Here is a 25,291-nt window from a genome sequence, read left to right on the forward strand (position 1 = left end):
GAAAATGCTAATATTGCTCCGCGCCGTAATCGGCCGCGACCTGCGCCTGGCCATGCGCCGCCAGGCCGACATCGTCGCGGCGATGTTCTTTTTCATCATTGTGGTCAGCCTTTTTCCGCTCGGCGTCGGACCCGAACCGGACCAGTTGCGGCGCATGGCGCCCGGGGTGCTGTGGGTTGCCGCACTGCTGGCGACGATGCTTTCGCTGCCGCGGCTGTTTGCCGACGATCACCGCGACGGCACGCTCGAACAGCTGGCACTGGCCCCGCAGCCGCTGGGCGTGATCGTGCTCGGCAAGGTGATCGCCCACTGGCTGGTCGCCGGACTGCCGCTGGTCGTCCTGGCCCCGGTGCTGGGCATCCAGTTCGACCTGAGCAGGGACGCGCTGCTGGTGCTGACCGTTTCGCTGCTCGTCGGCACGCCGGCGCTGTCCGGAATCGGCGCCATCGGCGCCGCGCTGACCTTGGGCGTACGCGGTGGCGGCGTGCTACTGTCGCTGCTGGTCTTGCCGCTGTACATTCCGGTGCTGATCTTCGGTGCTGGCGCGGTCGATGCGACGCTCAGCGGGCTGGGACCGCAAGCCCATTTGTCGCTGCTTGGCGCCCTCGCGCTGGGCGGCATGTTTTTTGCGCCGTGGCCCACTGCCGCGGCTCTCAGAGTTGCCCTGGAATAAATGACTGACAGAGTAATCAACTGGTACAAATACGCCAGTCCGCAGACTTTCTACCCACTCGCCGGCAAGTTGATCCCCTGGTTCTGGGCGCTCGCTGCGCTGTTCGGCATTGCCGGACTGGCGATCGGCTTCCTCATCGCGCCAACCGACGCGCAGCAGGGCGAAGGCTATCGGATCATCTTCCTGCACGTGCCCGCGTCCTGGTTGTCGATGTTCATCTATCTGGTCATGGCTTTCTGGGCCGGTATCGGGCTGGCATTCAATATCCGCCTCTCGGGAATGATGGCCTCGGCGCTGGCGCCGACCGGCGCCCTCTTCGCCTTCCTGTCGCTATGGACCGGCGCCCTGTGGGGCAAGCCGATGTGGGGCACCTGGTGGGTGTGGGACGCGCGCCTGACATCGGAGCTGATCCTCCTTTTCCTGTACATCGGCTTCATCGCCCTGCAGGCAGCCATCGACGACCCGCGCCGGGCCGACAAGGCCGGCGCCATCCTGGCACTGGTCGGGGTAGTGAACATTCCGATCATCTATTTCTCTGTCAAGTGGTGGAACACCCTGCATCAGGGCGCTTCGGTGAGCCTGACCAAGGCCCCCAGCATGGCCGCCATGATGCTCTGGGGCATGCTGCTCTGCGCGCTGGCCTGCTGGATGTACAGCATCGCCATCGCCCTGATGCGCGTACGCACGATCATGCTCGAACGCGAACGACACACCGACTGGGTGCGCGAGCTGCTCAGCGGCAACGGTCACGACATGTCGAGACACTCCTGACCATGAAAGTCGCGACCGTTCCCCTCTTCCCCAACCCTTCTCCCGCACGGGGGAGAAGGGAGCTTCGTGAGCCGCGTACGCGACTTTCACGGTAAGGAGTAAGCACATGCACTGGAACAGCTTTGCCGACTTCCTGGCAATGGGCAACCACGGTCTCTACGTGTGGGGCTCGGTGGTGGTGATGGCCCTGCTGATGCTTGCGGAACCGATGCTGCTGGTACGCGGTCGGAAGACACTGGTCGCGCGCCTCAAACGCCAGTTCCGTGCCGAGCGCGCGGAAGCGGAGAACCGCGCCTCGACGCAAACGTCGCAGCGCGTCGCAACACCCCACAGGAGTAAAGCTTGAAACCTCGTCACAAGCGCATCGCCTTGATCGTCGGCGGCCTGGCCATTCTCGGCATTGCCGCCATGCTGGTCCTCAATGCCTTCCAGAGCAATCTGGTGTTCTTCTTTTCACCGACTCAGGTCGCCGCTGGCGAAGCCCCGACCGGTAAGAGCTTCCGCATCGGTGGCATGGTCAAGGAAGGCTCGCTGGAGCGTCAGCCCGATGGCATCACCCTGCGTTTCGTGGTCACCGACACGGACAAGGAAATGACGGTCGCCTATCAGGGAATCCTCCCCGATCTCTTCCGCGAAGGCAAGGGCGTCGTCGCGCAGGGCAAGCTCGGCGACGGCGGTCTGTTCACCGCCTCGGAAGTGCTCGCCAAGCACGACGAGAACTACATGCCGCCCGAAGCGGCGAAGGCAGTCGGCGACGCCCACGAACGGGCAGCGGCCAACAAGGCGGCAGTAGAAGCCGCCAGCCAGACCACCATCAAGCAATAGTGCGCACATTCGGACAATAGACTGATGATCCCTGAACTCGGCAACTTCGCACTGATCCTCGCGCTTTGCGTGGCCCTGGCGCAAGGCACCCTGCCACTGATCGGCGCGCACACTGGCCGGCAGCAATGGATCGCCCTGGCGCGGCCGGCGGCGGTCGCGCAGGCGCTACTGCTGGCCGTTGCTTTTGGCTGCCTGACCACGGCCTTCGTGCAAAACGACTTCTCGGTACTCTATGTCGTACAGCATTCGAACACCCTGCTGCCCATGCAGTACCGCGTTGCCGCAGTCTGGGGCGGACACGAAGGCTCGCTGCTGCTGTGGGTGATGATGCTGGTGCTCTGGGCGCTGGCCGTCGCCGTGCGCTCGCAGCAGCTTCCCGAGCACATGGTCGCGCGCGTGCTCGGCGTTCTCGGTCTGGTGACCGCCGGCTTCCTGCTCTTCATCCTGCTCACCTCGAATCCCTTCGACCGCCTGCTGCCCGGCGCAGAGGAAGGGCGAGACCTGAATCCGCTGTTGCAGGACCCCGGCCTGATCATTCATCCGCCGATGCTGTACATGGGCTACGTGGGCTTCTCGGTGGCCTTCGCCTTCGCCATCGCCGCGCTGCTTTCGGGCCAGCTCGACGCCGCCTGGGCACGCTGGTCACGGCCATGGACCACCGCGGCATGGATTTTCCTGACCCTGGGCATTGCGCTCGGCTCATGGTGGGCCTACTACGAACTCGGCTGGGGCGGCTGGTGGTTCTGGGATCCGGTCGAGAACGCCTCCTTCATGCCCTGGCTGGTCGGCACGGCGCTGCTGCACTCGCTGGCGGTCACCGAAAAACGCGGCAGTTTCAAGAACTGGACGGTACTGCTGGCGATCTCGGCGTTTTCGCTGTCGCTGCTCGGCACTTTCCTGGTCCGCTCCGGAGTCCTGACTTCGGTACACGCCTTCGCTACCGACCCGGGCCGCGGCGTCTTCATTCTCGCTTTCCTGGTGGTGGTCATCGGCGGCTCGCTGGCGCTGTTTGCCTGGCGGGCGCCCAAGGTCGGTCTCGGCGGCCGTTTCGGCCTGCTCTCGCGGGAATCGCTGCTGCTCACCAACAATGTGCTGCTGGTCGTGGCCTGCGCTTCGGTGCTTCTGGGCACGCTTTATCCGCTGCTCATCGACGCCCTCGGCGCCGGCAAGCTGTCGGTCGGCCCCCCCTACTTCGACGCCGTCTTCGTGCCGCTGATGTTGCCGGCCGCCTTCCTGATGGGCGTCGCGCCGTTCGCGCGCTGGAAACACGCCAGCGTCGGCGAACTCGCGCGCACCCTGCGCTGGGCTTTTCTGGCCGCGGCGCTGGTCGGTATCGCGGCGCCTTTCCTGCACGGCGAGTGGAAGCCGCTGGTCGCGCTCAGCCTCCTGCTGGCCAGCTGGATCGTTTTCAGTTCCCTGCTGAGCATTGTCGAACGCGTCCAGTCGACCCGCGCCGGGAGCTCCTTCCTGAGCACCGCAAGCCGGCAACCGCGCAGCTTCTTCGGGATGCACCTGGCGCACATCGGGATCTCGGTCTTCATCGTCGGGGTGACCATGGTCAGCGCCTATGAGCAAGAGAAGGACGTCAAGATGGAACTCGGCGACACGATCAGCGTCGGCGGTTACAGCTTCGTGTTCAACGGTGTGCGCGAAAAGCAGGGGCCCAACTATCGGGCCCTGGTCGGCGACATCGATCTGCGCAAGGACGAACGGGTGATTCGCAAGATCTTCCCGGAGAAACGCTTCTATGTCGCCTCATCAATGCCGATGACCGAAGCGGCAATCGATAGCGGCATCCTGCGCGACGTCTACGTCTCGCTCGGCGAACCGATCGACAAGGCCAAACCCGAAGCAGCGTGGGCCGTACGCGTCTATTACAAGCCTTTTGTCGACTGGATCTGGGGCGGCTGCGTGCTGATGGCTCTCGGTGGGCTATTGGCGATGAGCGACCGCCGTTATCGAATCAAGGCGCGCGCTGCGGCAGCCAGCTCGGCGACTGGCGCCACGGCGCTGGTTCAAAACGCGCAAAACGCCTGAGGACAGGCCATGAACCGGTTTCTCTGGCCGCTGATCGGCTTCATCGTTCTCGTCGTCCTGCTCGGCGTCGGGCTCACCCTCAACCCCCGCGACGTGCCTTCGCCGCTGGTCGGCAAGCCGGCACCGGCCTTCTCGCTACCGCGGCTGCAGGCGCCGGAAGAGCAGTTCTCGCCCCGCGACATGCTCGGCAAGGTCTGGCTGCTGAACGTCTGGGCTTCGTGGTGCGTCTCCTGCCGACAGGAACATCCGCTACTGGTCGAACTGGCGAAACGGCATAGCGCACCGCTGGTCGGCTTGAACTACAAGGAAGTCCGCGGCGACGGCGCGATCGACATGGACAAAGTGCCCGCGGACCAGGAAGAAGGCATGGCCATCGAGCGCGCCAACGCCTGGCTCCGCCAACACGGCGACCCCTACACGCTCTCCGCGCTGGACATCGACGGCCGCGTCGGCATCGACTACGGCGTCTATGGGGTGCCCGAAACCTACGTCATCGACAAGGCGGGAATCATCCGCATGAAGCACACCGGCCCAATCACTCCCGAGTCCCTGTCGAGCAAGATTCTGCCGCTGATTGCGGAGCTCTCGAAATGAGACAACTGCTGATCGCGCTGCTCTTCGCGTTGCTCGGCGGCAGCGCTGGCGCCGTATACGCGGGCGAAGCGCAGCCGCTCGCCGAGAACCCCGTCACCGAGAAACGCCTGCTCGAGATTTCCACGGAGCTGCGCTGCCTGGTCTGCCAAAACGAATCGCTGGCCGGCTCACACGCGGAATTGGCCAACGACCTGCGCCGCGAGATCCGCACGCTGATCGACGCCGGCAAGAGCGACGACGAAATCATGGAGTTCATGGTCAGCCGCTATGGTGACTTCGTGCGCTACCGGCCGCCACTCAAGGGGACGACGCTATTGCTGTGGTTTGGGCCGGGCGTGCTCTTCGTCCTTGCCTTTGCGGCGCTGCTGCGTTACCTGCGCCGCCGTGACCGGGCCATCACAGATTCGCCACTAAGCGCCGCAGAGCACCACCAGGCCGAGGCGCTGCTACACGACAACGACTCCCGTCAAGGACGTTCATGACCAGTTTCATTCTTTTCGCGGCGCTGCTTATCGTCGCCGTTATTGCCATTCTGTTGCCGCCGCTGCTGCGCGCGCCGAAACCGTCCACAGGGGCTGACCACCGCGAAGCGAATCTGGCCATTTTTCGCGACCAGCTCGCCGAACTCGAGCGCGAGCGGGAGAACGGCTCGCTTGCTTTAGCCGATTTCGAGCAGGCACAGAACGAGTTGCAGCGTCGCCTGCTCGACGAAGTTCAGCCAGCGGCAAGCGCACCGAGCGAGACCCGCCCGGGCCGCAAGACGGCCCTGGCCTTGCTCGTCGTCCTGCCGCTGGCTGCGGCAGGCGGCTATGCTTTACTGGGTAATCAACAAGCGCTCGATCCGCTGCAGCGACAGGCGCGGATCACACCGCAACAGATCGAGGGCATGGTTGCGGGGCTGGTCGAGAAGCTCAAGGAGAACCCCGACGACAGCAAGGGCTGGCTGATGCTGGCGCGGTCCTACAAGGTCCTGGAGCGTTTTCCGCAGGCAGCCGAAGCCTATGGCCGGGCTGGTGCGCTGGTCGACCAGAATCCGGAACTGCTCGCCGATTATGCCGAGGTCCTCAGCCGCAGCCAGGGTGGGGACCTGCAGGGCAAACCGACCGAACTGGTCGAACGCGCGCTGAAGATCGACCCCAACGAACCGCAGGCCTTGCTGCTGGCCGGCGCCGCCGCCAGCGACCGACAGCAGTTCGCCCTTGCCGCCGACTACTGGGCACGCTTGTTGGCACAAATCGAACCCGGCTCGGAAGAGGCCAAGGCACTCGCAGCAGCCGTCGAACGGGCGCGCGCGATCGCCGCGCAGGGTGCGGCGGCTGCGCCCGCCGGCCAGACAGCCGTTGCCAACGGCAGCGCAGTCAGCGGCGAAGTGACGCTGAGCGGCGAAGTCGCTGGCCAGGCCAGTCCGGACGACGTGCTGTTCGTCTTTGCGCGCCCCGACGAAGGTCCGCGTATGCCGCTCGCCGCGACCCGCGCAAGGGTTGGCGACCTGCCGCTGCGCTTCCGCTTCGACGACTCGATGGCCCTTGCCGGCGGCAAGAAGCTCTCCGATTTCAAGACTGTCAGCATCGAGGCACGGGTCGCCAAGGCCGGCAAGGCGCAGAGTTCGAGCGGTGACCTGTTCGGCACGCTCAGCGGCGTCAAACCCGGCAGCCAGGGCCTGCGCCTGCTGATTGACCAGGTGCAACCCTGAGCCCTCCTCAGGTCGCCAAGGCCAGTAAAGAGCGCCTGGTGGCGCGATTTCCCGGTTTGTTAACCTAGATCAAACCGCCGGCGCGCCCTCCTCCGCTAGACTCTCGGCAGCCTTGGCGCTGGCCAAAAGGCGTTTCGCGGAAAAGCATAAGGGGAGGGAAGTATCGTGTCAGATAACAGCTCAGGATTCTGGGCAACACTCAAACGTCCAAGCATCAAGTACTCGCTACTGACGCTGCTTACGGCCGGCTTCGTCTCCGGCGTGTTCTTCTGGGGTGGTTTCAACACCGCCATGGAAGCCACCAACACCCTCGAGTTCTGCATCGGCTGTCACGAGATGAAGGACAACGTCTATCAGGAATACAAGAAGACCATCCACTACAGCAACCGTACCGGTGTGCGCGCTTACTGTTCCGACTGCCACGTTCCCAAGGACTGGACGCACAAGATGATTCGCAAAGTCCAGGCCAGCCGCGAACTCTATGGTAAGGTCATGGGAACGATCGACACTCCGGAGAAGTTCGAAGCCAAGCGTCTCCAACTGGCGACCAACGAGTGGGCGCGCATGAAAGCCAGCGACTCGCGCGAGTGCCGTAACTGCCACTCGTTCACGGCGATGGACATCGAAAAGCAGAAAGCACGCGCGTCCAAGATGCACAAAATCGGCCAGGACGACAAGCAAACCTGCATCGACTGCCACAAGGGCATCGCGCACAGCAAGCCGAAGAACATGCCGGAAGAGGAAGAAGAGGAAGGGGACGCCACCTTCTAGTCGCCGCAGCCGAAGCAAGCTACAGTCGACCTTATCTGCGACGGGGCAGGCAGCAATACTCTGCCAGCCTTGCGCAGTGATAACCGTATCAATCCTGAATGGAGTGTGAAATGAAAAAAACGACCGTTTCCCTGGCCCTGTTCGGTGCCTTGCTGGCCTTCGGTTCGCAGTTGGCACAGGCGGCTGCCCCTGACTGGAGCAAGGTTCCCAAGCGCACCGTTCAGGTTTTCCACGCTGGCGTAACGCCAGTCGAATGGGTGATGAAGAAGTCGGACCACAGCGGGCGTACCGGCATCAACAAAGGTGAAAGCTGCGTCGGTTGCCACGAAGAAAAAGGCGGCCTCAACTTCGACATGAAGCGTCTGGCGAGCAAGGAACTCGAGCCCAAGGGTGCACCGAAAACGATGAGTTTCCCGGTCACCATCCAGTCGGCGTATGACAAGGAAAACGCCTATGTACGGGTAAGCTTCAAGGCACCGGCCGGCGCTTTCGACCCCGCCGACAAGGAAAATGAAGTCAAGGTGGCGGTCATGTTCGCCAACGCCGAGGTTCCCAAGGGTGACCAGGTCGGCTGCTGGGCAACCTGTCACGGTGACGCACGCACGATGCCAGAAGGCGACGACAAGAAGACCAAGTACACGCGGACTGGTGCCTACGAGTTGATGCAGTGGAAAAGTGCCGCGGGCGCCAAAGCCGTCGATGGCTCGGTGAGCGACAGCCGCAAAATGGAAGGCGGTACCGCCAATGTGCAGGTTGAAGGCGGCAAGTCCGGCGATACCTACACGGTGACTTTCACCCGCAAGCTGTCGGGTGCTCTGGCCGAAGGCAAGGCCGTACCCTTCGGCGTCGCCGTCCACGCCGACCATGCCACCGGTCGTTTCCATCACGTCTCGATGGGCTACACCATGGGCTTCGGTGTCGATGCCGACGTGAAGTCCGCCAAGCAGTAAACGATCCACCGCGCGTACGAAAAGCAGGGCTACGGCCCTGCTTTTTTTTCGCCTCGCTTTTTTCCAGCGCGGCTGGTCGGCCGTGCGGCGCCCTTGGCAGCTGCGCGGTCGATCAGAGGAGTTGGTTCACCAGGTGATCGGTACGCGTACGAGCCAGGCGCTTGAGCAGGCGCTGGACCGGCGCCGGGTAGCTATCGACAGCGTCGAGGGCGCGGTGGTGAGCCAGTCGCTGTGCGTGCGCCAGGATGCGCGCGAGTTCCGCTTCGTGCTGCTCGCGCAGACAGTGCTGCGGGTCGTGAATCAGCAGCCCGTTCTCGAGGTCAAGGCGCCACGCCCGCGGGTTGATGTTGCTGCCCGTGAGCAGCGCGTAATCGTCATCGACCAGCAGACCCTTTAGGTGAAAGCTGTGCCCGTCATGACGCCAGAGGTACAGGTCGAGAATGCCCTGATCGACTGCCTTCTGGTGCGCCTTGCAGAAGCGACGCAGATTGGCCTCATAGAGGTAGGGCAGCGCACCGATCGTCGAGAAGGGCTCGTCAACGGGGATGTAGTAGTCGTTGGCCGTCTTGTCCCCAACGACGATGGTCACCTGGCAGCGCTGCCGAATTTTCTCGTCGATCGCCCGTCGTACCGGGCGCGGGAGATTGAAATAAGGCGTAAACAGCACCAGGCGTCGCTCGGCGCGCTCGATCAACTGCAGCACCACTGCATTCAGCGCGTTGCCCCGCGTGCCCAGGCCAAGCAAGGGCGTGATGCCGACCTGGCCAGCGCCGATCGGCGCGAAAACAGGCTCGCAAGTGGGCGCCGAAGCAGGGACAGAAGCGGCAGCGGTGAGGTAGCTGCTGTGCGCAAGAGTTCGCCGCAAATCGCCAATCGCGTGGTGCAGCGACGAGGTCTTTGGCCTGTGCGCGGCATCCAGCGCGCACACGGCCGGATCCGGCCGCAGCACTTCAATCATCAGTCCGGCGAGACTGTCCGCGACTTGGCGACTATCGATCAGATGATAGCGATCCAGCCGATAACGCTGATGGCGATGCAAGTAGATGTCGTTGATACTGGCACCGCTGTAAAGAACAGTGTCGTCGATGACGAAACCCTTCAGGTGCATCACCCCCATGAGCTCGCGCTTTTGCACCGGTACGCCGTAGATCGGCACGCCCGGCCCGAGGCGGCCAGCCATCTCCGAATAAAGAGCAGCATTGCCGGCACTCCGTGCCTTGCCGATCAGACCGCGCTGGGCGCGGTGCCAATCGACAAAGATCGCGATCTGCAGCACCGGCCATGTGGCCTTGGCGGCATAGAGGGCCGAAAGCACTTCCCGGCCCGCGTCATCATCCTGGAGATACAGCGTGCTGATCAGAATTCGCTCACGAGCAGCAGCAATCAGGGCCAGTAGCTTCTCGCGAAACTCTTCCGGGCCAGGCAGGGTGAGCACGCGCTGCGCCACGACCGGAATGCAGGGCAAGGCTTCCAGCGCGGTCGTGCGCTTGCCTCGGCTGCGCCAGCGGCCAAACAGCGCGGCGATCACCGAGCGGCCCGCCTAATCACCTTTTCTCCGCTGCTCGGTGCCGGGCGCCAGAAACATTCCAACGCCCAGGATGATCAGCAGCAAAGGCCACCAGGTACGCAGCAATTGCCCCAGATCGGCGTCAAACAGGCCCAGGTTGCTGGCCAGAGCCAGCCCCCCCATCACGACCAGCGCGATGGCGGCGAAATTTCCTCTCATCTTCATTCCTCCCGACTGCGCGGCGGCCCGCTTCCCCGAAGCAGCGCACGCACGCACCGCCACGACGACAGGACTACAGGACTACAGGACTACAGCACATAGTGATCGACGTAATCGTTCACCGCCAGCGTCCCCAGCCCGCGTACGTCGAGCGACGACTCGAGGATGACAGCCTGCTGCTCGGGGCTGAATCGGCGTGCCAGATGCTTCCTGAACTTATCGAGCAGCACCGGAATACCCTCCGCACGCCGACGACGGTGGCCCAGAGGATATTCGCAGAGCAGTTCGTCTGTCTGACTGCCATCGCTAAAGAAGATCTGTAACGCGTTGGCAATCGAACGCTTCTCGGGATTCAGATAGTCCGCCGAGAAGCGTGCGTCTTCGACGACCTCGATTTTGGCGCGCAAGGCGTCAATGCGCGGGTCTGCCGCGGCTTCGTCCTCGTACGCGTCAGCGCTGAGTTCGCCGTTGATGAGCGCATAGGCAACCATGTACTGCAGGCAATGATCACGATCCGCGGGATTATGCAGCGGCCCTTTCTTGTCGATGATGCGCAGCGCCGATTCGTGCGTGCGAATGACGACCTTGTCGATGCCGGCGAGCGCTTCCAGCACCTGCGGGTGCAAGTCCACCGCACATTCGACCGCCGTCTGGGCGTGAAACTCGGCGGGAAAACTGATCTTGAAGAGGACGTTCTCGATCACGTAGCTGCCGTACGGTCGTGGCACACGCAAGGCTTGCCCCTTGAACAGCGCCTCCTGGAAACCCCAGGTCCTGGCCGTCAGCGCACTCGGATAACCCATTTCACCCTTCACCGAAAACAAGGCCAGCATGACGCCACGCGCGGTCGCATCGCCGGCAGCCCAGGACTTGCGCGAACCGGTGTTCGGTGCGTGCCGATAGGTGCGCAGCGGCTGTCCATCGACGAAAGCCTGCGAGACGGCGTTGATGATCTGCGCCCGCCCGCCACCCAGCAGCCAGGTGCATACGGCCGCGGTGGCCACCTTGACCAGCAGCACGTGATCCAGACCGACGCGATTGAAGCTGTTCTCCAGCGCCAGCACACCCTGAATCTCGTAAGCCTTGATCATGGCTTCGAGCACCTGGCGCATCTGCAGCGGCGCCTGGCCGTTGGCAAGACGAGTCCGCGACAACCAGTCGGCAGTCGCCAGAATGCCGCCGAGGTTATCCGAGGGATGGCCCCATTCGGCCGCCAGCCAGGTATCGTTAAAGTCCAGCCAGCGAATCATCGTGCCGATGTTGAAGGCCGCCTGGATCGGGTCAAGCTGGAACGAGGTACCCGGGACGCGTGCGCCATGCGGGACCATCGTGCCTGGGACGACCGCTCCGAGCAGCTTGCTGCAGGCCGGGTAGGCGAGCGCTTCGAGTCCGCAGCCGAGGGCATCGACCAGGCAATAGCGGGCGGTATTGAAGGCGCTACTGGACTCGATCTTGTAGTCCAGGACGTAGTCGGCGATAGCGACCAGTAGCGCGTCTGGATCGGGGCGGGTATCTGGAATTCGTGACGACATCTTGCTTCTCCTGGTGCCGTGCCGGACTATCCCGACGAACGACGAAACAGCGACTGCGGGAGCCTTTTCGGCCGCCTGGCAGATGCGCGCGACAGGGCTCTATTTCCGTTGCGCCAGGGGAACAAATTCCTGCACCTCCGGCCCGACGTACTCGGCCGACGGACGAATCAGCTTGCCGTCTATGCGTTGCTCGATGATGTGTGCTGCCCAGCCACTGATCCGCGCCATCACGAACAGCGGCGTGAACATCGGCGTCGGCACCGCCAACATGTGGTAAACGACACCCGAGAACCAATCGACATTGGGGAACATCCGTTTCTGCTCCCACATCACCTGCTCGATGCCACTGGCGATGTCGAACAGCGCCTGATTGTCGCCATCGCTGCACAGTTGCTGCGCGACGGCACGGATCACCTTGTGACGCGGGTCGGCGATGGTGTACAAGGGGTGACCGAAGCCAATGATGATTTCCCGCCTGGCCAGCCGGCTGCAGATGTCACTCTCGGCGTGCTGCGGATCGTTATAGCGGCTCTGAATCTCGAACGCGGCTTCGTTGGCGCCGCCATGTCGAGGCCCGCTGAGCGCCCCGATGGCGCCGCTGACCGCGGCGTAGAGGTCGGCGCCGGTGCCGGCGATGGTTCTCGCGGTGAAGGTCGAGGCGTTGAACTCGTGCTCGGCATAGAGCACCAGCGACTTGTCGAGGCTACTGGCGTGCAGCGCCGAAGGCGCCTTGCCGCAGAGGAGGTGCAGAAAGTGCGCCGCGATCGAGTCGTCGTCGGTCTCCGTTTCGATGCGCCGGCCATTGTGCGACCAGTGATACCAGTACAGCAGCATCGACCCGAAGCTGGCAATCAGACGGTCGGCGATCTCGCGCGCGCCACCGGGGTTGTGATCCTGCGCCTCGGGCAGAATGGTACCCAGCGCCGAGCAGCCGCTGCGCAGCACATCAGTCGGATGCGCCGACGCCGGCAGGTTTTCGAGCACCGGTCGCAGGCGCACCGGCAGCCCGCGCAAGGTCTTCAGTTTCTTGCGGTACTGGTTGAGCTGGTTCAGACTCGGCAAGCGCCCGTAGAGCAGCAGATAGGCCACTTCTTCGAAAGTGGCGTGCTCGGCCAGGGCGATGACATCGTAGCCGCGGTAGTGGAGATCGTTGCCGAGGCGGCCGACCGAACAGATCGCCGTGTTGCCGGCCACCACGCCCGACAGCGCGACCGACTTTTTACCTTTGGGCACTTCGCTCTCGGGCACTTGGTTCTTGAGCACCTCGTTCATCCCCCCTCCTCTGGTCAGCAAGCCGGCACGCTGCCGACGAGTATTCCCGAGCTTGGCACTCGCGGTCAAGCGCCGCTACGCGCTATCGACTCGATCGCTTGACGGTGGCCGGCATGCGCCCGCCCACTCGCGGATCTCAGTCCCCGAAGTTGTCCGACTCCTGGCCCCCGGCAAGCCGGGCGTCAGCAGCACTGTCCGACCGCAGACCTTCTGCGGCGGGCAGGCGTGGCGGTGGCAGGAAGGCCAGGGTACAAGCGCGTTCGTGCCCCAGCAAGGGTTTTGGCAGCGGAACGATTTCCACATCGGTGACCCCCACTTCGACCATTCCCAGGAACTCGGCCGCGGCCCGCGACAGGTCGATGACACGGCCGCGATGGCCCATGCGATCGTTGATCCTGACCACCACGCAGGAGGCGGAAAAAGGGCGGCGAACGGCAACCAGCGTACCGAGCGGGAAGCGATTACTGGCCGCCGACAGGTTCTCGTGATGAAAGGCCTTGCCAGAGGCGGTCTTGCGGCCGGTAAATCGTTTCCCGTAGAAACTCGCGCGACCGACCAGGATTGACGGCTTTTCCGGCCACTCACCACTCATCTTGAGGACCGTCGATGATTCTCCCAGGGCCAGTCCCGAAAACGCGGCGAAGGTCAAGGCCAGGGCGAGCAGCCCGAACAGCCGCTTCACCGAACGCTGACCCTGGCCAGCATCGCCGGCTGCAGCCTGCCAGCTAGCAGCCAACGGCGGCCGGCGCCAAAGCCTGCGCATTGCTCGGCAGAGCGTTTACAATCCCAACTTTGTGCAAAACGGCGCATGAAAACTCCCTCCGCGGCGGCACCCGCTGACCAGTAATGGTGCGACCGCGTAAGGATAGCCTGCTCGCGGGCGCCCGCACAAGCCGCAAATCGATCGCCGCGGCCGCCGGCTTGCCGCCAGCCGGCAAGCCACTGAAACGCGGCACTACCCTGAAATGCGCAAATGAAAACTCATCTGCTTCCCAACCGCCTGCGCACGCTGCTGATGCGCAGCGTCGGCTATCGCCACTATTCGCTGGTCGTTGCGACCATCGCTTTTGTGACCACGATCACCTTCAGCTTCCCCTTCGTCGCCGTACTGATCCCGGCCGTGCTCCTGGCACCCCGGCGCTGGCGGACACTCGGCCTGCTCTGCGGCCTGGCCAGCGGCTGCGGAGCCGCCGTGCTGGTCGAGATCTTCCAGTACCTGGGCGGGGAATTCATCGCTGCCCGCTACCCTGAACTGGTGAGCATGGAGGTCTGGCAGCGGGCCAGCGAATGGCTGCAAGACTGGGGCCTGCTGGCAGTCCTGATCATCGCCGGCTCACCGATGCCACAAACCCCGGCGCTGCTCTTCTGCGCGCTGGCCGACGTCTCGTCGCTGGGGATTCTCGCCGCGGTGGCCATCGGCAAGACCGCCAAGTATCTGTTCATGGCCTGGGCCACGGCCCACTACCCGACGCGCTTCATGCGCTACAACTGAGCGCTGCGGATCAGGCAAGCGACCCAGCCAAGCAATGGTTCAACCGCCTGAGCGCACGGACCCGCGCTCAGGCGACGCCAGCGCTTTCCGCCTGCACGTCCGCCCAGTAGCTCGAACGCACCATCGGCCCGCAGGCAGCACCGGTAAAGCCCATCCCTAGAGCCTGCTGCTCGTACATCTTGAAGACATCCGGATGGACATAGCGAGCGACCGGCAGGTGATGGCTGGATGGTGCCAGGTATTGACCGATGGTGAGCATTTCGACATCGTTGGCACGCAGGTCGCGCAGCACGTCGAGAATCTCATCGTCGGTTTCGCCGAGGCCGACCATCAGTCCCGATTTGGTCGGAATCTGCGGGTAGCGCGCCTTGAAGCCTTTCATGAAGGCGAGCGAGTGCGCGTAGTCGGCGCCCGGGCGCGCCTGCCGGTAGAGCCGCGGCACGGTTTCCATGTTGTGGTTGAGGACGTCAGGCAAGGACTTGCCGAGCACCTCGAGCGCGATCTCCATGCGCCCGCGGAAATCGGGAACCAGGGTTTCGATGGTCGTCGTCGGCGAGCTGCGACGCACGGCGCTGATCACGTCGACGAAGTGCTGCGCGCCGCCGTCGCGCAGGTCGTCGCGATCGACGCTGGTGATCACCACGTAGCGCAACTGCAAGTGGGCAACGCTATCCGCCAGATGCGCCGGCTCGTCGACGTCCGGTGGCAGCGGCTTGCCATGGCCGACGTCGCAGAACGGACAGCGGCGCGTACAAACATCGCCAAGAATCATGAAGGTCGCCGTGCCGCGGCCGAAGCATTCGCCGATATTCGGGCAAGCAGCCTCTTCGCAAACGGTGTGCAACTTCTGCTCGCGCAGCATTTTCTTGATCTCGCCAAAGCGACCCGTTGAATTCCCGGCCTTGACACGAATCCAGTCCGGCTTGCGCTGCGGCGCCTGCGCAACGATCTTGATCGGAATGCGCGCCGTCTTCAACTCGCCCCGCTCCTTGACTCCGGCGACCCGGGCGGCCGGCTTGCTTGCGCTGCGAGTCTGCTCCTGATCGTGATCGTAATCCTGATTGCTCATTGTTGCCTGCACTCCAGTTGTACTGCCAGATGTTCAGCCAGGGCCATCGCCGCTTGCGACGGGGTCAGAAAAATGCCCAGGTCCCTGGTCTGCGTGACCGGCAGACCGGGAAAGCCGCATGGATTGATCGCTGCAAAAGGCGACAGCTCCATGTCCACGTTCAGACTGACGCCGTGATAGCTATAGCTCCTGCGCACGCGCAAACCAAGCGCCGCAACTTTGGCCGCGCCCACATAGACTCCCGGCGCGCCAGCATGCCTTTCGGCCAGCACCCCGTGCGCGGCGAGAAGCTCAATCACCGCCTGCTCAATGGCGCTGACCAACGCGCGAACTTTCAGCCGCCGCCGACTCAGGTCGAGGAGCACGTAAATCACCACCTGGCCAGGACCGTGATAGGTAATCTGGCCGCCGCGATCGCTCTTCACCAGCGGGATGCCGAGATCGCTCAGCAAGTGCTCGGCTCGACCGGCCTGACCGAGGGTGAATACCGGCGGGTGCTCGCAGCACCACAGTTCGTCGGCGGTCGAGTCGCTGCGCGCGGCGGTGAAGTCGATCATCGCCTGCCAGGTCTGCTGGTAGTCGACGCGCCCGAGATCACGAACCAACAACGAGGGCTGCACAGCGCTGCCCAGCGGCGTGTCGCGCTCACCCGCGCACCGACAACACTCTCCCTCGCTCTCCTCGGTCGCTGCCCGCGACGCAAGGCGCCGCACATCGTCGCTCATAGGACGATCTTGACTAGCGGATGGCTGCTTAGTTCCCGGTACAGGGTGTCGAGCTGGGCGCGACTGGTGGCATTGATGGTGCAGGTCAGGCTGACGTACTTGCCGCCACTCGAAGCGCGCATGCACATCGTCGCGCCGTCGAAATCCGGCGCGTGCCGCAGCACGACAGCGAGTACTTCCTGGGCCAGGGCGCTGTCGGCCAGACCCATGATCTTGAGCGGAAAAGCGCAGGGGAAGTCGAACAGGCTGTCGCGTTCTTCAGACATCGCCGCGACCACCGCCCTCACCTTCGCGCGCAACCCGCTGGCGGTAGGCGCTGTACCAGGCCTGCATCTTGCGTACGGCCGGGCCGGGCTTGCCGGTGCCCACCGGGTGACCGTCGAGACGGGTGATCGGCAGGACTTCGCGGGTCGAGGAGCTCAACCACAACTCATCGGCGACGCGCAATTCGGCGTCGGTAATATCACGAAGCTGGCATGGCATACCATGCGCTGCCGCCAGTTCGAGAACCAGATCGTAGGTAATACCGGCCAGCATGCGGTGGTCCCTCTGCGGCGCCAGCAGCACGCCGTCCTTGACCACGAAAATATTCGACGTTGCCCCCTCGCTGAGGATGCCGTCGCGTAGCAGGATCGTTTCGGCGGCACCGACGTCGATCGCCTGCTGACGCAGGAGCACATTGGGGAGCAATGAGACGGTTTTCAGGTGGCAGCGCAGCCAGCGGTTGTCGACCGCACTGAGAACGGCAATGCCGTTCTCGCGTTGCGCAGTTAACACCGGCAAGACCGTCGAGAAGATGAAGACCGTCGGCGGCAGGTCTTTCGGAAAGCTCTGCTCACGCTTGTTGTCGGCACCACGCGTCACCTGCAGGTACACGGACTGATCGTCGAATTCGCTGGCGCTGATCACCCGCTGCAGGCGTTCCTGCCACTCACCGGCGCTATGCGGATTGGCCAGCGCAATACCGTCGAGAGTGCGCTGCAGCCGCGCCAGGTGTTGCTCGAGCCGGAACGCCCGCCGGGCATAGACCGGGATCACTTCGTAGGCGCCGTCGCCGAACAGGAAGCCGCGATCAAGCGGCGAAATCCTGGCCTCATCAAGTGGCAGGAATTGCCCGTTGAGATACGCTGTCATCGGCCGCTTCCCTTCATCACTTCAAGCGCGCTGCCTAGTTGAACCACATGCGTACGGTGTCCACCACCCGGCCAATGATTCCCGCGACGGGCACCGCTTCGAGGGCGACAACCGGGTAGTCGCCGTAAGGCTTGCCATCAACGCTGACTTTCAGCGTCGCCAGCGTCTGCCCGACACTCACCGGCGCCAGCAAAGGCTGTTGGGAAACCAACTCGGTCTGGATCTTCGGCCCAAAGCCCTTCGGCACAACAATCACCAGATCGTCGGCAAAGCCGATATTGACCGTGGCCTCCTTGCCCTTCCAGACTTTCAGATTGGAAACCGGAGCGTTCTTGGCATACAACTGCACGCCGTCGTAGAACTGGAAGCCGTAATTGAGCAGCTTGAGCGACTCCTGGATGCGTACGCTCGGAGACGATGCGCCGAGGACCACCGACACCAGGCGACGCGGACCGCGTTTCGCCGACGACACCAGACAGTAGCCAGCGGCGACGGTGTATCCGGTCTTGAGACCGTCGACCGTCGGGTCGATCCACAGCAAACGGTTGCGATTCGGCTGCGTGATGTTGTTATAGGTATATTCCTTCAGGGAGTAGTACTTGGCGTACTCCTCGGGGAAATCGCGAATCAAGGCGGCGGCCAAAGTTGCCAGGTCGCGAGCCGTGGTGTAGTGATCCGGGTCGGGCAAGCCGTTCGAGTTGCGGAAATGAGAACCCTTCATGCCCAGTCGCTGCGCTTCGCGATTCATCATCTGTGCGAAGTTTTCTTCGTCACCGGCAATGGCCTCCGACAAGGCGACGCAGGCGTCATTTCCTGACTGAACGATCATGCCCTTGATCAGATCCTCGACTTTGACCTCGCTACCGACCTGGATGAACATCCTGGAACCGCCTGTCTTCCACGCCTTGCGCGAAATCAGCACCTCCTGGTCGAGCTTGAGCGTTCCCTGCTTGAGTGCCGAGAAAGTGAGATAAGCGGTCATCAATTTGGTCAGAGACGCCGGTTCGAGGCGCTCATCGGGCGCCTGGGCGGCCAGTTCCTGGCCTGACGTCACTTCGACCAACAGCCATGACTTGGCGGCCAAGGCTGGCGGCGTCGGCAGCGCTTGCGCAAAGGCCAGGACGGGGAGACAAAGCAGAGCAGAAAACAGCGATCGTAGCTTGAGCATGGCGAGACTCACGGCAAAAGGGCGGATTATAGCAAGCCCTCCTCCGCCGCCCTGCATGCATTTTTTGAGCAGTGCGCAGCGGAAGGTGCCATCTTCCGTGATTTAACGCACACGCGCGCCCGCTTCCCGGCAAGTACGATGATGGTTGTTTCCTGGCACCCCTGCCAACTCGAAAGTGGCTTTCTCCGGACCACATGTTGCCACCATCCCGACCTCTCGCAAGCTCTCTCGACCTGCAAGGCGCCTTCGCGCAGCTGTCGCGAGGCAACTTTTCCAGCGCCAACCTGGACGACTGCTTGCGGCAACTCACTGTGGCGACGGGACGCATACTCAACATCGAGCGCGTCAGCCTGTGGGGACTGACCAGCCAACGGGAAAGTCTGGAGTGCATTGATCTCTATGAGCTTTCGCACAACCGCCATAGTGTTGGGGTAACCCTGCAGGCGCTTCGCTACCCCGAGTACTTCCGGGCGCTGGAGCGGGGCGAGCCAATCGTTGCCGATGATGCGATGAAGCATCCCAGCACGCAGAGATTCGCCGAGGACTACCTGCTGATGAACGGGATCAGCGCGCTGATCAACACGCCAATTCACGTCAACGGAGAACTGCAGGGCGTACTGAGTATCGAGCGCGTCGGACCACACTCGGCATGGACTTCGGTACAGCGCCTGTTCGCGCACGCGGTGGCCAACCTGGTCAGCCTGGCGCTGGTGCAGCACCAGGTGCTGCAAATGGAGGAGGATTTGCGCGATGCGAACAGCCTGCGACTGGCGCTGTTTGCCGGCGCTCGCGACGCGATTCTGATTTCCGATGCCAGCACCGGGCATATTCTCGACGCCAACCCGCAGGCCGAGAAATTGTTCGGACGACAGCTGCAACAACTGCTCGGCCTTCTGCAAAGCGAGTTGCATGCCGCCAGCGACGGCCTGGACCCGCGCCAGTTGCTCACGCCGACTCAGGCCAGCGGCGCCGCAGTGGTACGCAGCACGGTCGTCAACCGCGACGGCAAGATCATCCCGGTGGAGATCATCGGACACGAAATACAGCTCGAAAAGGGCCGCAAGATCGTGCAGGGCGTTTTCCGTCCCCTGGCGGCGCTCGACGACCCGACCGAGTGCTGATCAGCGCGTGACCAAGGTCGGCCTGTAACCCAGCGCCAGACGAATGCGTTCGGCGACCTTCTCGGCGTCGGCTCGACTTTGATACGGCCCCATGCGCACGCGGTGCATGCCCCCACCGGCGTTGATCTGGATTCCCTCGTTGAGCCAGTCCAGCTCGCGCAGCAAATGCACGCGCAGACTCTCGGCGTTTTCAGCACTGGCGAAAGCACCCAGCTGCAGGAAGACGCCGGACAGCGCCACTGGCATGGCCGGCAGCGCTGCGGCCGGGAACGAGAGCGGCACCGGCCGCTCTGCTACAGGCACCGGTAAGGGTATTGCTGCCTCTGCCGGCGGCGCCACCACCACGGCCTCCGCGCCCATGTTGGCCGCCAGCCGTTCAATCTCGTCGCGCTCACCGGCGAGCTGCGCTTGCCGCGGCCGCGGCGCCGGCATCACCTGCGCATAAGTCATGCTTGTCGCGCCATCCGGCACGATCGAATCGACCTGCACCAGAGTGCTGCCGTTGTCCACATAACCCAGGCGGTAAGCGGCGGCGTACGAAAGATCGATGACTCGGTCGGCGTGGAAGGGACCGCGATCAATGACCCGCACGACCACCGATTTGCCGTTGCTGACGTTGGTCACGCGGACATAGGAGGGAATCGCCAGGGTCGGATGCGCCGCCGTCATCGCGAACATGTCGTAGCGTTCGCCGGTCGACGTCTTCTGGCCATGAAACTTCTTGCCGTACCAGCTGGCAATACCGCGTTGCTGGTGTGCTTCGAGGCTGGTTTTCGGCTGGTAGGCCTTGCCGAGAACGACGTACGGCCGGTTGGCAAAACGATGCAGCGGCTCGAGCATGGGTTGCGCGTCCGGGATGTCGTCGAGATTGTCGGGGATTTCGTCGCCGGGACCATCGTCCTTGTAGTAGCCGCCGCCCCGCTTCTGCACTACGCCCGACTTGCGGGCCATCTTGCTGCGCTCGGCCGTGGCATCGGATGAACGCGAAGGCGAACCGCCGCAAGCGGTGAGCAGCAGCGGCAGGGCCAACAGCGCGAGCACTGCGCAGCTCCCAGCCAACAAGCCCGTCCTTCCTCGCCTCATGGCCTGACCAGCATCCTGTGCGTGTTGATGCTCATCAGCATACCAATACCGAGCGACAGCGTCACCAGTGCGGTGCCCCCGTAACTCATGAACGGCAGGGGAACGCCGACCACCGGCAAGATGCCGCTGACCATGCCCATATTGACGAAGACATAGGTGAAGAAGCTCAGGGTCACCGAACCAGCCAGCACTCTCCCGAACAGAGTCGATGCTTTGCCGGCAATCATCAGCCCGCGGCCAATCAGCAACAGGTAGAGCAGCAGCAGGATGCTGTTGCCGAGCAGGCCGCGCTCCTCGGAGAAGACGGCCAGAATGAAGTCCGTGTGGCGCTCGGGAATGAACTCCAGGTGGGTCTGCGTGCCCTCCAGCCACCCCTTGCCGAGCTTGCCACCCGAACCGATGGCGATGGTGGACTGGATGATGTGGTAGCCCGAGCCGAGCGGATCCGTCGTCGGGTCGATCAGGGTCAGAATGCGTTTTCGTTGATAGTCATGCAGCATGGTCCACGCAAAAGGTGCGGCAGCACCGGCGACCGCCAGCAGGCCGACAATCACCCGCCATGGCAAACCAGCGAAGAAGATCACGTAGAAGCCGGCTGCGCCGACGAGAATCGCGGTTCCCAGATCGGGCTGCTTGGCGATCAGCGCGAAAGGCACCAGCAGGAGCAGGCTGGCGACGATGTAGTGGCGGAACTTGAGCACCGCTTCGTGCTTGTGGAAGTACCAGGCGAGCATCAGGGGCACCGCGATCTTCAGCAGTTCCGCCGGCTGGATGCGGGTGAAACCCAGGGACAGCCAGCGCCGGGCGCCATTGACCTTGATCCCGAAAAAGAACACCAGAATCAGAAGAACGACGCCGACAAGGTACAGCGGCACACCGAAACGCATCAGCTTCTGTGGCGGCAGCTGCGCCACCGCCCACATTGCGCACAACCCGATAGCCATGTTCACCAACTGCGGCAGGAGGTGACTATTGGCGTCATAGGTCGCGCTATAGACGGTGGTCAGCCCGGCGGCCATCAGCATCAGGGTAATCAGCAGCAGAGGCGTGTCGATGTGCACGACCAGGCCGCGCCAGACGCGCGCCAGGAATTCCTGCATCAGCTAGTCCTCCTTGACATCATCTTCCTCCGCCGCACCCTTGGGGAGCTTGCCCAATAGATAGTAATCGATCACCATGCGCGCGATCGGCGCCGCCGACTGAGCACCAAAGCCGCCATTTTCGACGATCACGGCCAAGGCGATCTGCGGCTCCTCGGCGGGTGCAAAGGCGATGAACAGGGCGTGGTCACGGAGCTCCTTCTTCACCGCCGACTCCTTGTAGGTACTACCTTTCAGACTGTACACCTGGGCCGTACCGGTCTTGCCTCCCGAGGTGTAGCCGGCGCCGGCAAAGGCGCGGGCACCGGTTCCCTGGGTGTTGACGCCAATCATCGCGTTCTTGATGGTCTCGACATGCTTCGGCTTCCACGGCAGGCGGCGCAGCGGCTCCGGCTCGATCATCGTTTTTTCGCCGCTGCGGCTGTCGGTGATGTATTTGACGAGATGGGGACGGTACATGACGCCCTTGTTGGCGACGGTCGCTGTCGCTTGCGCCAGCTGAATCGGCGTGTAGGAATTGTAACCCTGACCGATGCCGATCGAGACGGTCTCGCCGGCGTACCATTTCTGCTGCTCCGGCCGCCGGAAGCGGCGCTTCTTCCACTCCGGTGACGGCAACACGCCTTCCGATTCGCCGTCGATGTCCACGCCGGTGCGCTGGCCGAACCCGAGCTGGCCCATGAAGCCGGCAATGGCGTCGATCCCCATGTCGGTAGCCAGCTGGTAGTAGTAGGTGTCGCAGGATTGAACGATCGACTTGTACATGTCCACTGTGCCGTGCCCGCCAATCTTGTCGTCCCGGAAATGGTGGCCACCGAAGTTGAAATATCCCGGATCCGAAATGGTCTGGCCGGCAGTGCGCCTGCCCGTTTCGAGTGCCGCCAGGGCCATGAACGGCTTGTAGGTCGAACCCGGCGGATAGGTGCCGTTCAGGGCACGGTTGAGCATCGGCCTGTCGCGCGATTTGTTGAGCACATCCCAGTCCTCGGTACGGATACCGTCGATAAACAGATTCGGGTCGAAAGTGGGGCTGGAGACCAGTGCCAGGATGCCGCCAGTCGACGGCTCGATGGCCACCAGCGCGCCGCGGCGATCGCCAAATGCTTTTTCGGCGATTTCCTGCAATTTGACGTCCAGGGTCAGGGTCAGGTGGTTGCCCTGCACCGGCGGCGTACGCGACAGGCTGCGAATGGCTCGGCCGCCGGCGTCGATTTCGACCTGCTCGTAGCCGGTCTCGCCGTGCAAGGCGAACTCGTAATGGTGTTCGAGGCCGGTCTTGCCGATATGATCGGTACCCTTGTAGTTTGCTGCCTGCTCGCTCTCGGCGATCTTTTCGAGATCGCGCTTGTTGATGCGATTGATGTAGCCGATGGCGTGCGAGGCCACCGATCCCAGGGGGTACTGACGAAACAGGCGCGCCTTGACTTCGACCCCCGGGAAGAGATAGCGATTGGCGGCAAAGCGCGCAACTTCCTCCTCGGTCAGGCGCGTACGAATGGGCAGGCTTTCGAAGCTCTTGCCCTCCTCCAGCAGCTTGCGAAAGCGCCGCTTATCCTTGAATTCGATGTCAATCACTTTACTCAGGCCATCGATCGTCGCTTCCAGATCCTCGACATTCGACGGCGTGATTTCCAGCGTGAAGGCCGAGTAATTGCGTGCCAGGACGATGCCGGCGCGATCGACGATGACCCCCCGGTTGGGGACGATCGGTACCACCGAAATGCGGTTGTCCTCGGCGCGGGTGCTGTAGTAATCGTGCTGGACCACCTGCAGATAGTAAAAACGGGCGCCCAACAGGGACAAGGCCAGCAGCACCGCGACCGCCGCCAGCACGACGCGAAAATGGAAGCGGGAGAGCTCCCGGTCAGAGGCATGCAGTGACGATTGACTAGCGAGCACGGCAAACTCTCCTTACCGTGAAAGTCGCGTACGCGACTCACGAACCTCCCTTCTCCCGTTGCGGGAGAAGGGCCAGGAGAAGAGGGAAACGGGCATGACTTTCATGATTTGGGGTGTCTCCACGTGTCATGACCGTTAGCGGCCGCAGCCCTTCACAGCGGTCGATTGTCATCACGGTCAACCGGCTGGTGCTGCGGCAGCAGCAGGAGCAGCGTCAGCAGCGGCCACAGAAAAGTGGCCAGAAAAGGCCCGAGAAAGTACGCCATCCCCGGCAGATCGGCGCCGACCATCGCCCACACCGCGAACTGCACCAACTGTGCCAGCAGGAGCAGCGGAAAAACCTGCAGTGCCTGCTGCCCGAGCGGAAACCAGAGAATTCGTCTCGACAGCGCCGAGCCGCCGTAGGCAGCGAGCACATAGGCCAGTGCATGCTGTCCGAGCAAGCTGGCATCGGCAACGTCCATCGCCAGGCCGAGCAGAAAGGCCAGCCCCATTCCGACCAGGCGGGGCTCGCGAACGCTCCAGAAAACGATGACCAGCGCCAGCCAATCCGGCACCCCCGGCCAAACCGAGGTCGGCAGAAAGTTGAGCAGCAGCGCCAGCGACAGGCTGAGGCCAATGAACCACGGCCGCACGGGGAGCAGAATACGTGACGAAGAGTAGCTGGTCTGCATCGCGTTCAGTCCTTTTTCGGGCGTTTCTTTTTTGCCCGAGCGCTTCTCGTCGAAGCTTTAACATCCTTGCTGGCGACTTCCTCGGCCAGTTCCGCCGGCAAGGCCACCGGCGGACGCGGATCGAGCACGATCACTTCGCTGAAATGCTCGACAGCGGCCACGGGTGCGCAGCGGATCTGGGCAAAGGTGTAGGTGGTATCACTTTCGATGTGCACCACCTTGGCCACCGGAAAACCCGGCGGAAAGATCCCGTCCAGCCCCGAGGTCACCAGCAGATCGCCGTTCTGAATGTCGGCATTGAGCGGCATGAAACGCATTTCGAGCTCGCCGTTGCCGAGCCCGAAAGCCACCGAGCGCATGCCGGTACGCACGACCTGCACCGGCACCGCCTGCTCCTTGTCGGTAATCAGTGTGACCTCGGCGACGAAGGGAAACACCCGCGTCACCTGCCCGACAATGCCAATATCGTCAATCACCGGCTGCCCGGCGATCACCCTGTCCTGCTGGCCCTTATCGACGATCACCCGACGCGCGTAAGGATCGCGTGCCGAATAGAGGATCTGCGCGACCTGACCACTGACCTGCTGCCGTTCCTTGACCCCCAGCAATTTTCGCAAACGCTCGTTCTCGGCCTCGACGTGCAGACTGCGCTGCAGCGTCGCCGCCTGTTCCAGGCGAGCGCGCTGCAACTGTGCGCCCTCACTCTGCAGACTCGCGGCACCGGCAAAATAGCTGCTCGCATGGTCTAGAAATTGCGCTGGCAGATGCGCCAGATTCTGCACCGGGTGAGTGAACATGGACAGCGCCTGGCGCACTATCTCGAGCGTCTGCAAGCGAGCATCGACGACCAGCAGCGCCATCGACAACAAGACGTAGAAGGAGAGCAGCGCGACCGGGGCCGGCCCGCGTTTGAAAAAAGGCGGTGGCTGTTGGTCCATCAATCGATCATCGCGGCCGGCAAGCAACGGCGCTCAGGCCGCCG

27 protein-coding genes are annotated in these 25,291 nt (G+C 63.1%); 12 read left to right on the forward strand and 15 right to left on the reverse strand.

What is annotated here, in order from left to right; translation table 11 throughout:
- Window positions 1-4: 4 nt before the first annotated feature.
- The 10 genes from ccmB (at window position 5) to QZ648_RS09495 (ending at window position 8,314) form a co-directional block, all read left to right on the forward strand.
- Entirely contained in the window at window positions 5-673 is a 669-nt protein-coding gene (ccmB, locus tag QZ648_RS09450; RefSeq protein WP_169065309.1) for a heme exporter protein CcmB, read from the forward strand.
- A complete protein-coding gene (gene ccmC, locus QZ648_RS09455) occupies window positions 674-1,444 on the forward strand; it encodes a heme ABC transporter permease CcmC (RefSeq protein WP_291996839.1) in 771 nt (256 codons plus the stop codon). It begins immediately after the preceding gene.
- A gap of 106 nt (window positions 1,445-1,550) precedes the next feature.
- Window positions 1,551-1,790: a heme exporter protein CcmD gene (gene ccmD / locus QZ648_RS09460; RefSeq protein ID WP_169065307.1), complete on the forward strand. Its 240-nt coding sequence runs from the start codon at window positions 1,551-1,553 to the stop codon at window positions 1,788-1,790.
- Window positions 1,787-2,269 carry a cytochrome c maturation protein CcmE gene (ccmE, locus tag QZ648_RS09465; RefSeq protein WP_169065306.1) on the forward strand — a complete coding sequence of 161 codons (483 nt, stop codon included), beginning with the start codon at window positions 1,787-1,789 and terminating at the stop codon, window positions 2,267-2,269. Before ccmD ends, ccmE begins: the two co-directional genes overlap by 4 nt.
- Before the next feature lie 24 nt (window positions 2,270-2,293).
- Entirely contained in the window at window positions 2,294-4,306 is a 2,013-nt protein-coding gene (locus tag QZ648_RS09470; protein WP_169065305.1) for a heme lyase CcmF/NrfE family subunit, read from the forward strand.
- 9 nt (window positions 4,307-4,315) lie between these two features.
- The gene (locus tag QZ648_RS09475) at window positions 4,316-4,900 is read left to right on the forward strand and encodes a DsbE family thiol:disulfide interchange protein (RefSeq protein ID WP_169065304.1); all 585 of its coding nucleotides are present in this window, start codon (window positions 4,316-4,318) and stop codon (window positions 4,898-4,900) included.
- Window positions 4,897-5,382, forward strand: a complete 486-nt coding sequence (locus QZ648_RS09480; RefSeq protein WP_169065303.1) for a cytochrome c-type biogenesis protein — start codon at window positions 4,897-4,899, stop codon at window positions 5,380-5,382. The genes QZ648_RS09475 and QZ648_RS09480 overlap by 4 nt, the downstream gene beginning before the upstream one ends.
- Window positions 5,379-6,593 (forward strand): c-type cytochrome biogenesis protein CcmI, encoded by a 1,215-nt coding sequence (ccmI, locus tag QZ648_RS09485; RefSeq protein WP_169065302.1) that lies wholly within the window; start codon window positions 5,379-5,381, stop codon window positions 6,591-6,593. Before QZ648_RS09480 ends, ccmI begins: the two co-directional genes overlap by 4 nt.
- Window positions 6,594-6,758: 165 nt before the next feature.
- Window positions 6,759-7,364, forward strand: a complete 606-nt coding sequence (locus QZ648_RS09490) for a NapC/NirT family cytochrome c (protein ID WP_169065301.1) — start codon at window positions 6,759-6,761, stop codon at window positions 7,362-7,364.
- A 110-nt stretch (window positions 7,365-7,474) separates the two neighbouring features.
- The gene (locus QZ648_RS09495; RefSeq protein WP_291996840.1) at window positions 7,475-8,314 is read left to right on the forward strand and encodes an ethylbenzene dehydrogenase-related protein; all 840 of its coding nucleotides are present in this window, start codon (window positions 7,475-7,477) and stop codon (window positions 8,312-8,314) included.
- Between the two features lie 112 nt (window positions 8,315-8,426).
- Here the strand turns inward: QZ648_RS09495 and pssA are convergent, their stop codons facing one another.
- The 5 genes from pssA to QZ648_RS09520 form a co-directional block, all read right to left on the reverse strand.
- Window positions 8,427-9,842, reverse strand: a complete 1,416-nt coding sequence (gene pssA, locus QZ648_RS09500) for a CDP-diacylglycerol--serine O-phosphatidyltransferase (protein ID WP_291996841.1) — start codon at window positions 9,840-9,842, stop codon at window positions 8,427-8,429.
- A 12-nt stretch (window positions 9,843-9,854) separates the two neighbouring features.
- Window positions 9,855-10,040, reverse strand: coding sequence for a DUF5668 domain-containing protein (locus tag QZ648_RS09505; RefSeq protein ID WP_291996842.1), 186 nt, complete (start codon window positions 10,038-10,040; stop codon window positions 9,855-9,857).
- Window positions 10,041-10,129: 89 nt separating this feature from the next.
- Window positions 10,130-11,572: a bifunctional 2-methylcitrate dehydratase/aconitate hydratase gene (locus QZ648_RS09510; RefSeq protein ID WP_169065299.1), complete on the reverse strand. Its 1,443-nt coding sequence runs from the start codon at window positions 11,570-11,572 to the stop codon at window positions 10,130-10,132.
- 99 nt (window positions 11,573-11,671) lie between these two features.
- The gene (prpC, locus tag QZ648_RS09515) at window positions 11,672-12,844 is read right to left on the reverse strand and encodes a 2-methylcitrate synthase (protein ID WP_291996843.1); all 1,173 of its coding nucleotides are present in this window, start codon (window positions 12,842-12,844) and stop codon (window positions 11,672-11,674) included.
- A 136-nt stretch (window positions 12,845-12,980) separates the two neighbouring features.
- Window positions 12,981-13,580, reverse strand: a complete 600-nt coding sequence (locus tag QZ648_RS09520; protein ID WP_291996844.1) for a septal ring lytic transglycosylase RlpA family protein — start codon at window positions 13,578-13,580, stop codon at window positions 12,981-12,983.
- A 237-nt stretch (window positions 13,581-13,817) separates the two neighbouring features.
- Between QZ648_RS09520 and QZ648_RS09525 the strand changes: the two genes are divergently transcribed.
- Window positions 13,818-14,336, forward strand: coding sequence for a hypothetical protein (locus QZ648_RS09525; RefSeq protein ID WP_169066783.1), 519 nt, complete (start codon window positions 13,818-13,820; stop codon window positions 14,334-14,336).
- 67 nt (window positions 14,337-14,403) lie between these two features.
- On the opposite strand, the gene lipA is transcribed toward QZ648_RS09525, so the two are convergent.
- From lipA to QZ648_RS09550, 5 genes are read right to left on the reverse strand one after another with little or no spacing between them, the layout of a single operon-like run.
- On the reverse strand, window positions 14,404-15,405 hold the full coding sequence (gene lipA / locus QZ648_RS09530) for a lipoyl synthase (protein WP_169066784.1): 1,002 nt from the start codon (window positions 15,403-15,405) through the stop codon (window positions 14,404-14,406).
- Window positions 15,402-16,130, reverse strand: coding sequence for a lipoyl(octanoyl) transferase LipB (gene lipB / locus QZ648_RS09535; RefSeq protein WP_291996845.1), 729 nt, complete (start codon window positions 16,128-16,130; stop codon window positions 15,402-15,404). The genes lipA and lipB overlap by 4 nt, the downstream gene beginning before the upstream one ends.
- Window positions 16,127-16,396 (reverse strand): DUF493 domain-containing protein, encoded by a 270-nt coding sequence (locus QZ648_RS09540; protein ID WP_169066786.1) that lies wholly within the window; start codon window positions 16,394-16,396, stop codon window positions 16,127-16,129. The genes lipB and QZ648_RS09540 overlap by 4 nt, the downstream gene beginning before the upstream one ends.
- Window positions 16,389-17,264: a D-amino acid aminotransferase gene (locus QZ648_RS09545; RefSeq protein WP_291996846.1), complete on the reverse strand. Its 876-nt coding sequence runs from the start codon at window positions 17,262-17,264 to the stop codon at window positions 16,389-16,391. The genes QZ648_RS09540 and QZ648_RS09545 overlap by 8 nt, the downstream gene beginning before the upstream one ends.
- Window positions 17,265-17,298: 34 nt before the next feature.
- Window positions 17,299-18,432, reverse strand: a complete 1,134-nt coding sequence (locus QZ648_RS09550) for a D-alanyl-D-alanine carboxypeptidase family protein (RefSeq protein ID WP_291996847.1) — start codon at window positions 18,430-18,432, stop codon at window positions 17,299-17,301.
- Between the two features lie 194 nt (window positions 18,433-18,626).
- On the opposite strand from QZ648_RS09550, the gene QZ648_RS09555 reads away from it, so the two are divergent.
- Window positions 18,627-19,553, forward strand: coding sequence for a GAF domain-containing protein (locus QZ648_RS09555; RefSeq protein WP_272873670.1), 927 nt, complete (start codon window positions 18,627-18,629; stop codon window positions 19,551-19,553).
- On the opposite strand, the gene QZ648_RS09560 is transcribed toward QZ648_RS09555, so the two are convergent.
- The 5 genes from QZ648_RS09560 to mreC form a co-directional block, all read right to left on the reverse strand.
- Entirely contained in the window at window positions 19,554-20,594 is a 1,041-nt protein-coding gene (locus tag QZ648_RS09560) for a septal ring lytic transglycosylase RlpA family protein (RefSeq protein WP_291996848.1), read from the reverse strand.
- Between the two features lie 38 nt (window positions 20,595-20,632).
- Window positions 20,633-21,736 (reverse strand): rod shape-determining protein RodA, encoded by a 1,104-nt coding sequence (gene rodA, locus QZ648_RS09565; protein WP_291996849.1) that lies wholly within the window; start codon window positions 21,734-21,736, stop codon window positions 20,633-20,635.
- A 3-nt stretch (window positions 21,737-21,739) separates the two neighbouring features.
- Complete coding sequence (gene mrdA / locus QZ648_RS09570) at window positions 21,740-23,635, reverse strand: penicillin-binding protein 2 (protein ID WP_291996850.1); 1,896 nt, start codon at window positions 23,633-23,635, stop codon at window positions 21,740-21,742.
- 152 nt (window positions 23,636-23,787) lie between these two features.
- Window positions 23,788-24,309, reverse strand: coding sequence for a rod shape-determining protein MreD (gene mreD, locus QZ648_RS09575; protein WP_169066792.1), 522 nt, complete (start codon window positions 24,307-24,309; stop codon window positions 23,788-23,790).
- Window positions 24,310-24,314: 5 nt separating this feature from the next.
- A complete protein-coding gene (gene mreC / locus QZ648_RS09580) occupies window positions 24,315-25,247 on the reverse strand; it encodes a rod shape-determining protein MreC (RefSeq protein ID WP_291996851.1) in 933 nt (310 codons plus the stop codon).
- Between the last annotated feature and the right edge of the window lie 44 nt (window positions 25,248-25,291).

Origin of the sequence: Candidatus Accumulibacter sp. ACC012, assembly GCF_907163155.1 — a bacterium.
Taxonomy (GTDB): domain Bacteria; phylum Pseudomonadota; class Gammaproteobacteria; order Burkholderiales; family Rhodocyclaceae; genus Accumulibacter; species Accumulibacter delftensis.

Excerpts from the sequence above, each read along its gene's own strand:
- ccmB (WP_169065309.1), top strand. The coding sequence starts at position 5 with ATGCTAATATTGCTCCGCGCCGTAATCGGCCGCGACCTGCGCCTGGCC.
- ccmC (WP_291996839.1), top strand. The coding sequence starts at position 674 with ATGACTGACAGAGTAATCAACTGGTACAAATACGCCAGTCCGCAGACT.
- ccmD (WP_169065307.1), top strand. The coding sequence starts at position 1,551 with ATGCACTGGAACAGCTTTGCCGACTTCCTGGCAATGGGCAACCACGGT.
- QZ648_RS09470 (WP_169065305.1), top strand. The coding sequence starts at position 2,294 with ATGATCCCTGAACTCGGCAACTTCGCACTGATCCTCGCGCTTTGCGTG.
- QZ648_RS09475 (WP_169065304.1), top strand. The coding sequence starts at position 4,316 with ATGAACCGGTTTCTCTGGCCGCTGATCGGCTTCATCGTTCTCGTCGTC.
- QZ648_RS09480 (WP_169065303.1), top strand. The coding sequence starts at position 4,897 with ATGAGACAACTGCTGATCGCGCTGCTCTTCGCGTTGCTCGGCGGCAGC.
- ccmI (WP_169065302.1), top strand. The coding sequence starts at position 5,379 with ATGACCAGTTTCATTCTTTTCGCGGCGCTGCTTATCGTCGCCGTTATT.
- QZ648_RS09495 (WP_291996840.1), top strand. The coding sequence starts at position 7,475 with ATGAAAAAAACGACCGTTTCCCTGGCCCTGTTCGGTGCCTTGCTGGCC.
- QZ648_RS09505 (WP_291996842.1), bottom strand. The coding sequence starts at position 10,040 with ATGAGAGGAAATTTCGCCGCCATCGCGCTGGTCGTGATGGGGGGGCTG.
- QZ648_RS09510 (WP_169065299.1), bottom strand. The coding sequence starts at position 11,572 with ATGTCGTCACGAATTCCAGATACCCGCCCCGATCCAGACGCGCTACTG.
- prpC (WP_291996843.1), bottom strand. The coding sequence starts at position 12,844 with ATGAACGAGGTGCTCAAGAACCAAGTGCCCGAGAGCGAAGTGCCCAAA.
- QZ648_RS09525 (WP_169066783.1), top strand. The coding sequence starts at position 13,818 with ATGAAAACTCATCTGCTTCCCAACCGCCTGCGCACGCTGCTGATGCGC.
- lipA (WP_169066784.1), bottom strand. The coding sequence starts at position 15,405 with ATGAGCAATCAGGATTACGATCACGATCAGGAGCAGACTCGCAGCGCA.
- lipB (WP_291996845.1), bottom strand. The coding sequence starts at position 16,130 with ATGAGCGACGATGTGCGGCGCCTTGCGTCGCGGGCAGCGACCGAGGAG.
- QZ648_RS09540 (WP_169066786.1), bottom strand. The coding sequence starts at position 16,396 with ATGTCTGAAGAACGCGACAGCCTGTTCGACTTCCCCTGCGCTTTTCCG.
- QZ648_RS09545 (WP_291996846.1), bottom strand. The coding sequence starts at position 17,264 with ATGACAGCGTATCTCAACGGGCAATTCCTGCCACTTGATGAGGCCAGG.
- QZ648_RS09550 (WP_291996847.1), bottom strand. The coding sequence starts at position 18,432 with ATGCTCAAGCTACGATCGCTGTTTTCTGCTCTGCTTTGTCTCCCCGTC.
- QZ648_RS09555 (WP_272873670.1), top strand. The coding sequence starts at position 18,627 with ATGTTGCCACCATCCCGACCTCTCGCAAGCTCTCTCGACCTGCAAGGC.
- rodA (WP_291996849.1), bottom strand. The coding sequence starts at position 21,736 with ATGCAGGAATTCCTGGCGCGCGTCTGGCGCGGCCTGGTCGTGCACATC.
- mreD (WP_169066792.1), bottom strand. The coding sequence starts at position 24,309 with ATGCAGACCAGCTACTCTTCGTCACGTATTCTGCTCCCCGTGCGGCCG.
- mreC (WP_291996851.1), bottom strand. The coding sequence starts at position 25,247 with ATGGACCAACAGCCACCGCCTTTTTTCAAACGCGGGCCGGCCCCGGTC.